This window comes from Actinoplanes rectilineatus, from assembly GCF_000962825.1.
GTDB classification, from domain to species: Bacteria; Actinomycetota; Actinomycetes; order Mycobacteriales; family Micromonosporaceae; genus Actinoplanes; species Actinoplanes rectilineatus.
On the sequence record NZ_JZKF01000014.1, the window covers coordinates 140,103 to 147,707 of the forward strand.

Annotated in this window: 8 protein-coding genes and 1 pseudogene; 2 read left to right on the forward strand and 7 right to left on the reverse strand. The window is 72.1% G+C overall.

Going from position 1 to position 7,605, the window contains the following annotated elements; translation table 11 throughout:
* Nucleotides 1–48: 48 nt before the first annotated feature.
* From WH85_RS13850 to WH85_RS13865, 4 genes are read right to left on the reverse strand one after another with little or no spacing between them, the layout of a single operon-like run.
* A complete protein-coding gene (locus tag WH85_RS13850) occupies nucleotides 49–936 on the reverse strand; it encodes an NAD kinase (RefSeq protein ID WP_045742220.1) in 888 nt (295 codons plus the stop codon).
* The gene (locus tag WH85_RS13855) at nucleotides 933–1,808 is read right to left on the reverse strand and encodes a TlyA family RNA methyltransferase (protein ID WP_045742221.1); all 876 of its coding nucleotides are present in this window, start codon (nucleotides 1,806–1,808) and stop codon (nucleotides 933–935) included. The genes WH85_RS13850 and WH85_RS13855 overlap by 4 nt, the downstream gene beginning before the upstream one ends.
* A 31-nt stretch (nucleotides 1,809–1,839) precedes the next feature.
* Entirely contained in the window at nucleotides 1,840–2,124 is a 285-nt protein-coding gene (locus tag WH85_RS13860) for a hypothetical protein (protein WP_045742222.1), read from the reverse strand.
* A gap of 4 nt (nucleotides 2,125–2,128) precedes the next feature.
* Entirely contained in the window at nucleotides 2,129–2,728 is a 600-nt protein-coding gene (locus tag WH85_RS13865) for a phasin family protein (protein ID WP_045742223.1), read from the reverse strand.
* Nucleotides 2,729–2,823: 95 nt separating this feature from the next.
* Here WH85_RS13865 and WH85_RS13870 point away from each other — a divergent pair, with 95 nt between their 5' ends.
* Entirely contained in the window at nucleotides 2,824–3,159 is a 336-nt protein-coding gene (locus WH85_RS13870; protein WP_045742224.1) for an SCP2 sterol-binding domain-containing protein, read from the forward strand.
* Between the two features lie 51 nt (nucleotides 3,160–3,210).
* Here WH85_RS13870 and WH85_RS13875 read toward each other — a convergent pair whose 3' ends face one another.
* From WH85_RS13875 to WH85_RS13885, 3 genes are all read right to left on the reverse strand, one after another.
* Nucleotides 3,211–4,491 carry a methyl-accepting chemotaxis protein gene (locus tag WH85_RS13875; RefSeq protein WP_045742225.1) on the reverse strand — a complete coding sequence of 427 codons (1,281 nt, stop codon included), beginning with the start codon at nucleotides 4,489–4,491 and terminating at the stop codon, nucleotides 3,211–3,213.
* A 135-nt stretch (nucleotides 4,492–4,626) separates the two neighbouring features.
* Entirely contained in the window at nucleotides 4,627–5,631 is a 1,005-nt protein-coding gene (locus tag WH85_RS13880; RefSeq protein ID WP_045742226.1) for an HAD-IIA family hydrolase, read from the reverse strand.
* Nucleotides 5,628–6,659, reverse strand: a complete 1,032-nt coding sequence (locus WH85_RS13885; protein WP_245673930.1) for a tetratricopeptide repeat protein — start codon at nucleotides 6,657–6,659, stop codon at nucleotides 5,628–5,630. The genes WH85_RS13880 and WH85_RS13885 overlap by 4 nt, the downstream gene beginning before the upstream one ends.
* Here WH85_RS13885 and WH85_RS13890 point away from each other — a divergent pair.
* A pseudogene (locus tag WH85_RS13890) lies at nucleotides 6,618–7,605 on the forward strand (hypothetical protein); the annotation flags it as partial. The gene WH85_RS13885 and the pseudogene WH85_RS13890 overlap by 42 nt on opposite strands.

Here is a 7,605-nt window from a genome sequence, read left to right on the forward strand (position 1 = left end):
GGTGCCCACCGACAATTGCCCACCGGGTGTTCCGGCAGGCCCGGACGATCAGCGCCGGTTACCCCGCCAGCCGACCACCGGCAACTCGAACTTCGCGACCAGCGTGTCCGTGAACGGGCGCGGCGCCAGCCGGACCAGGCGGACCGGCAGCTTCCCGCGCTCGACGGTCACCTGTGAACCCGGCGGCAGATCCCAGGTGCGTCGTCCGTCACAGCAGAGCACCGCAAACGACGTGTACGGATCGACGGTCAGCACGAACGTCGATGTCGGAGCGGTCACCAGCGGCTTGCTGAACAGGGCGTGCGCACTGATCGGCACGAGCAGCAGCGCCTCCACCTCGGGCCAGACCACCGGTCCGCCGGCCGAGAACGCGTACGCCGTCGAACCCGTCGGTGTGGCACACACCACACCGTCGCATCCGTAGCGGGAGAGCGGCCGGCCGTCGACGTCGACCATCAGCTCGAGCATCTGGGCCCGCTGACCCTTCTCGACGGTCACCTCGTTGAGCGCCCAGGACTCGGCGATCAGCCGCCCGTCGTACTCGGCCCGGACGTCCAGGGTGAGCCGCTCGTCGACCGCGTACTCACCGGCCACCACCTCGGCGACCGCCTCGTCGATGTGGTCGATCTCGGTCTCCGCCAGGAAGCCGACCTTGCCCATGTTGATCCCGAGCAGGGGCGCCTTCACCGGCCGGGCCAGGTCGGCGGCACGCAGGATGGTGCCGTCACCACCCATCGCCAGCACGATCTCCACACCCTCGGCGGCGTTCGGGCCGTTGACCGACTGCACGCCGGGCGGCAGGTCCAGATCCGCGACCTCCTCGGCGATCACCCGGACCTCGAAGCCCGCGGCGATCAGGTCACGCGCGACCGCTCTGGCGTGCTGCGTGCTCTGCCGGCGCCCGGTATGCGTCACCAGCAGGGCCGAACGCGTCATTTCTCCTCCATGAGAGCAGGCGTCTGATTGATGTCGGTAACCGCAGAGTTCTCCGGTTCGGAGGAACCTACCCCGCCGCCCGGACCGGCCTCGACGACGGTCTCCACCCGATCCCGGTCGGCCGGCGGGGCGTCCCGCCGGAACCACACGAAGAACTCGACGTTGCCACTCGGACCGGGCAGCGGACTGGCCGTCACGTCCCGCACGCCCAGGCCCAGGGCGGCCGCGGCCGCCGCCACGTCCAGCACCGCCTCCGCGCGCAGCCGCCAGTCACGGACCACACCACCGGTGCCGACCCGCTCCTTGCCCACCTCGAACTGCGGCTTGACCATCAACGCCAGATCGCCGTCCTCGGCGGTGCACGCGGCCAGCGCGGGCAGCACCAGCCGCAGCGAGATGAAGGAGAGATCGGCCACCGTCAGGTCGACGACACCGCCGATCGCCTCGGGGGTCAGCGTGCGCACGTTGGTGCGCTCGTACACGTCCACCCGGTCGTTCGTGCGGATCGGCCAGGCCAGCTGGCCGTACCCGACGTCCACCGCCACCACCCGGTCCGCGCCGGCCCGGAGCAGGACGTCGCTGAACCCGCCGGTGGAGGCACCGGCGTCCAGGCAGCGCCGGCCCTCGACCGGCAGAGCGAAGGCGGCCAGCGCACCGGCCAGTTTGTGCCCGCCCCGGGACACGTACTCCGTCTGGGGATCCTCGCCGGTCACCACGACCGGGTCGGCGGTGTCCACCATCGCCGCCACCTTGTGGGCGACGGTGCCACGCACCTGCACACGGCCGGCCGCGACCAGAGCGGCGGCCTGTTCCCGGGAACGAGCGAGCTTACGACGGACGAGCTCCGCGTCGAGACGCACACGGCGGGCCATCAGTGTCCTTATTTTCGAGTACGGAACAGAATCAGCGGTCGATGCTCGCCAGGGTCTCCTGGAGCACCTGGTGCGCGGCCTCGAACTCGGCGAGTTGTTCGGCCGGCGCCAGACGCGCGGCATTGGCGAGCGACCGTAACACCGCGTCCACCGCGGGATGTCCGGTGTCCTCCCCTTCGCCCAGCGGTGTCAGCCCGCCCGGCGCCGGGACGTGCAGGCCGGTCAGCTGCGTCTGCGGCGGCCGGGGGCCACCGGGCGGGGGTCCGGGACGGAATCCGCCGGGGCGCGGCCCGGGCTGCGGGTTCGGGAACGTCACGCGGTCACGCCTCCATGTCGTCAGCCGGCTTGGCGGCGGTCTTCTTCGCGGCGGTCCTCTTCGCGGCCACTCTCTTGGCCGGTACTGCCTTCTCAGCCGGTACTGCCTTCTCAGCCGGTACGGCCTTCTCGGCCGGTACGCCCCTCTCGGCCGGCACGGCCTTGACAGGTGCGGTCTTCTTCACCGGAGTGCGCTTCCGGGCGGGCGCGGCCTTCGCCGCCGCGATCTTCCAGGCCGGTGCTGCGCCCGTCGCCGCGGCACCACCGGCAGCGTCCGGGACCGTCTCCGCCGCGTCGGCCCGGGCCTGCGCCTCCCGCAACCGCCGTTCCAGATCGCGTACGCGCAAGGTGAGGTCCGCCACCTCCTCCGCGGTGGCCAGCCCGACCCGCCCGAGGGCCCGGTCCACTTCGTAACGCACGATGGTCGTCAGCGCCTCACGGTTGGCCCCGCCGGTCGAGAGCAGGTCCTCCACGAGACCCTGCACCTGTGCCGCCGTCGCCCCGCCGCGGGTGAACAGTTCCCCGGCGACCTGCTGCGCCTTCTTCCGGGGCGCCTCGGTCAGGCCGAGGGCCAGGTCCAGATAAGCACGCCATGGGTCCGGCATGTTCCGGTCTCCTCTCGCCGCGTCGGGTGCCACGCTACCGGGCACTACCGTGGAACTCCTGAGGTACCGTGCTGGTGTCGCGAGGGAGGATGCCGATGGCCACCGTGGACGAGTGCCGCCAGGCGTTGCACGATCTGGCCGCCCGGTTGGCGGCGAACGCCGAGGCGCAGGGTCGTCTGGATCTCGACCGGACGCTTGCCTGCCGGGTCACCGACCTGGACACCGCCTTCCACGCCCGGCTGACCGGCGGCCGCCTGGTCGACATCGCCGACGGCGACGACCCGAAAGCCAAGATCGCCCTGATCTCCACCGGCGACGACCTGATCGCCCTGGTCAAGGGCGGCCTGGACGTCACCCGGGCGATCGCGTCCGGGCAGGTGCGCATCAAGGCGAATCCGTTCGACCTGCTCAAGCTCCGCAAACTCCTGTAAACGATCACTCCGGCCGGGCGCCCGGGGATACGGACGCCGGCCGAAGATCGTTCACCGGGTGGCGGCGAGCGTCTCCAGACCGCGGAGCACCTGGTCGGCGGCCGCCGTCGCGGTGGACAGCTGACTGGTCACCTCGCTCAGCACCGCCGCCTGTTCCTCCACCGACGACGCGATGTTCAGTTGCAGCTCGTGGATGTCGTCGACCGCACCGGCGGTGGCCGCGAACGTGTTCGCCACGTCGCCGGTCTCCGCCACGATCGCGGTGATCACCTCGTTGACCCGTTTCACCGACGTCGCCGTCTCCTGCGCCAGGTCCTTCACCTCACCGGCCACCACCGCGAAGCCCTTGCCCAGTTCACCGGCGCGGGCCGCCTCGATGGTCGCGTTCAGCGCCAGCAGGTTGGTCTGTTCGGCCAGCGACGCGATGATCGCGTTGACGTCGGCGATCTCCCCGACCGACCGTTCCAGCTGGCGCACCTTCGCCGTCGCCGAGGTGGCCGCGTCCTGCCCGGTGGCGGCGGTACCGGCGGCCTGCGCGGACCGCTGCGCGATGTCGTGCACCGAGGCGGTCAGCGCGGCCAGCTCGTTGTCCACCGCGGCCACCGCCGAGATCGCCGCGTGCGCCTCCGCGCTGATCCCGGCCACCTCACCGGCGAGCCGGCGGGACTCCTCGGCGGCCTGCTCCGACCGGCTCCGCAACTCGTCGGCGGCCCGGTCCCGGTTGGCCTGCTCGGCCCGTTCCACCTCCCGCCGCGCCTGTTCGGCCTGCTCGGCGAGCATCTCGTTCTCCCGTTCGGCCTGCTCGGCGAAGTGCCAGAACACGACGATCCCGATCACCTCGAGGGTGAGCAGCCCGGCGTGCACGACGACCAGCCCGATCGCGGACGAGATCGGCAGGTGGTGCATGCCGAACACCCGGCCCGGCGCCACCAGCCCGAGCACCCCGTGGTGCACCACCACCGCCAGGATCGACAGGACCAGGGGTGACCACTGCTGATACAACGCCACGAAGATCAGCACCGCGTACAGGTGGATGTGCGCGGACATCGCCCCACCGGACAGCTCGATCGCGACGAACGTGCACCCGATCAGCCCCACCGCGGTGACCTGTGATCGGGCCCGGGTCGACGGCAACGCCCGCGAGCAGCCCGCCCAGGCCGCGACGACCACCGCCAGCAGCACCGTCTCCCACGGCGGGCGCGTTCCCAGGAAACCCACCACCAGGAACACCGGCACATGGCACCAGAGCAGCCGTTCGATGATCCGGTGTCGCGCCTGCCAGGATGCGTCGGAGAGCCGGGCGCCGCGCGGCAGGGACGAGGATGTGCTCACGCTCTCCTCTTCGACCGCGAACCACCAGAAATGACCCCGAAAACACCCACAGTGCCAAAAGGTGGAGACAGAAAAGGCGCGGCCGCGGCCCCGCCTCTGGATCTCCTCTTCACGGTACGCGGTGAAGCGCCGTCCTCAGACACCCCAGCCGGTCAGCAGTTCACCCGCCGCGCCCGATCCCGCCTCGACGGCGTGCACCGGAACCCCCGACCAGGTCACCCCGCACAGCAGACGCAGCGCATCGACCGGTTCACCGGAACCGTGCAGGATCGCCCGGTCGCCGTCCCGCTCGACCCGCCAGCCGCCCACGGTGTCCCCGTCAGCCGGCACCACCGCGCCCGACGCCGGCCGGAACAACCCGGACAGGTCGGCCGCGACATACGTGGGACGCCGTTCCGGGGCGGCGACCAGCAGGTCCGCCGGACCGCTCACCCCGGTCAGCACGAGCAGACTGTCCATGCCCGCGCCGACCGCGCCTTCGATGTCGGTGTCCAGCCGGTCACCGATCACCAGCGGCTTCCGCGCCGACGCCTGGGCGGCGGCGGTGTGGAACAGCCCCGGCTGCGGCTTGCCGACCACCACGTCCGGATCCCGGTCCAGGGCGGTCCGCAGCACCGCGACCAGCGAGCCGTTACCCGGCAGCGGACCGCGCGGACTGGGCAGGGTCCGGTCGGTGTTGGTGGCGAACCAGACGGCACCGGCCCGCACCGCGAGCGACGCCTCCGCCAGTTCCTTCCAGCCGACCTCCGGCCCGTACCCCTGAACCACCGCGACCGGCTCCCCGGCGAGCGAATCCACCGGGTTCAGGCCGGCGTCCCGGACCTCGGCCCGTAACGCCTCCGCGCCCACCACCAGCACGTTCGCACCGGCGGGCAGGCGCTCGGCAAGGAGAGCGGCGGCGGCGCCGGCCGAGGTCGAAACCTCGGCCGGCGCCGCACTCACACCCATGCCGTTCAACAGCGCAGCGACGTCGGCGGCCCGGCGGGACGCGTTGTTCGTCGCGTACGCGATCGCGGTCCGGTCGGTACGAAGGCGTTCGACCGCCTCGACCGCGCCCGGAATCGGCGTGTCGATCAGAAAGACGACGCCGTCCAGGTCGAAGACACAGAGGTCGTAACCGGCCGCGAGGTGATCACTCATCCCTGCGGGCGCTCGTCCCGGTCGTCGGCCTTCGCCACGAACTCGTCGGCGTCCGCCTTGTCGTCCGCGCCGGCGGCCTTCTCCGGCTCGAGGAACGCCGGGGCGACCACGGCGCCCGGCTTCTCCGGCGCCTCCGCCTTGACGGTCTCGGACTTCTCAGCCTTCGCCGAGGTGTCCGCCACGGTCTCCGCCGGCGCGTCCGCGGTCTTCTCCGCGGCAACGGTCTTCTCGGCGGCGACGGCGTCGGTGTTCACGTCCGTGTCGGCGACGGCCACCGGCTCGGTGTCGTCGTCCTCCTCGAACTCCTCGTCGTCCTCGTCCTCGAAGTCCTCGTCACCCTCGTCGTCGGTCGCGGTCTCCGCACCGCCCTCACCGATCGCCGCCTCGGTCTCGGACTCCTCGTCCTCGTCCGCGTCGTCGCCCTCGATGGTCACGCCGTCGAGTTCGAGCAGACGCTCGGCCGCGTCGGTCAGACCGTCCTCGTCGACGGCGGCGGCACGAGCGAACCACTCCCGCGCCTCGTCCCGGCGACCACCGGCGAGCAGGGCGTCGGCGTACGCGTACCGCAGACGTGCCGCCCACTCCGCGTCGTCGTTGCCCGTCAGTTCCTTGACCTGCAGCATCGCCGCGGCCGCCTCGTGCTGACCCAGGTCGCCCCGGGCGCCGGCCGCCACGATCAGCAGTTCGATCGCGCCCGCCTTCTCCAGCGTTGCCGTGTCGGCGCCGCGGAACAGGTCGATCGCCCGCTCCGGACGGCCCAGCGCACGCTCGCAGTCGGCCAGCTCGGCCAGGTGCGTCTGCTTGCCGGTCATCCGGTGGTAGGTGCGCAGCTCCGCGATGGCGGTGGTCCAGTCACCCGCCGCGTACGCCGCGAGGCCGACGGCCTCCCGCACGACCGCGATCCGCGACGCGAGCCGGCGAGCGGCGATCGCGTGCTGCAGAGCCAGTTCGGAGTCCTCGTCGATGATCTGGCCGGCCGCCACCAGGTGCCGCGCGACGTTGTCCGCGGCCTCCCGGGACAGGCTCACCAGCTCCGAGCGGACCTCCTCGTCGAGGTCGGTCGCGACGACGTCCGCGGGCAGCTCCGGAACCCGGAAGCCCTGCTGCGTCGCGTCGTCCTGCGGACGCTCGTCCCGGTCACGCCCACCCTGCTCGCGGCCACCCTGGTCGCCGGCGCGGTCCCGGTCGCCCCGGAAGCCGCCCCGGTCACCCCGGTCGTCGCTGCGGAACCCACCACGGTCACCACTCGGCCGGTCGCCGCCGCGGTATCCACCCCGGTCGCCGGTCGGACGGTCGCCACCCCGGTATCCGCCACGGTCACCACCGGGCCGGTCGCCGCTCGGACGGTCGCTGCCGCGGTATCCACCCCGGTCGCCGCCACCCTGGTAACCACCACGGTCACCACTGGGACGGTCGCCACCGCGGAACCCACCGCGGTCGCCACCCGGACGGTCGCCACCACTACGGAAGCCACCACGGTCCCCGCTCGGACGGTCCCCACCACGGAAACCACCGCGGTCGCCACCACCCTGGTAACCACCACGGTCACCACTGGGACGGTCACCACCGCGGTATCCACCCCGGTCGCCGCCACCCTGGTAACCACCACGGTCCCCGCTCGGACGGTCCCCACCACGGAAGCCGCCACGGTCGCCGCCACCCTGGTAGCCACCACGGTCACCACTGGGGCGGTCGCCGCCACGGAAGCCGCCACGGTCACCACCCTGGAAGCTCTGACGCGGTCCACGGTCGTCGTTGCGGAACCCACCACGGTCACCACTGGGACGGTCACCACCGCGGTATCCACCGCGGTCGCCGCCACCCTGGTAGCCGCCACGGTCACCACTCGGACGATCGCCACCGCGGAACCCACCGCGGTCGCCACCCGGACGGTCACCGCCACGGAAGCCACCGCGGTCGCCACCCGGACGGTCGCCACCACTACGGAAGCCACCACGGTCACCACTCGGACGG

Bases quoted from the DNA above. Each gene is read 5' to 3' on its own strand.
- WH85_RS13880 (WP_045742226.1), bottom strand. From the start codon at position 5,631: ATGAGTGATCACCTCGCGGCCGGTTACGACCTCTGTGTCTTCGACCTG.
- WH85_RS13865 (WP_045742223.1), bottom strand. From the start codon at position 2,728: ATGCCGGACCCATGGCGTGCTTATCTGGACCTGGCCCTCGGCCTGACC.
- WH85_RS13855 (WP_045742221.1), bottom strand. From the start codon at position 1,808: ATGGCCCGCCGTGTGCGTCTCGACGCGGAGCTCGTCCGTCGTAAGCTC.
- WH85_RS13850 (WP_045742220.1), bottom strand. From the start codon at position 936: ATGACGCGTTCGGCCCTGCTGGTGACGCATACCGGGCGCCGGCAGAGC.
- WH85_RS13870 (WP_045742224.1), top strand. From the start codon at position 2,824: ATGGCCACCGTGGACGAGTGCCGCCAGGCGTTGCACGATCTGGCCGCC.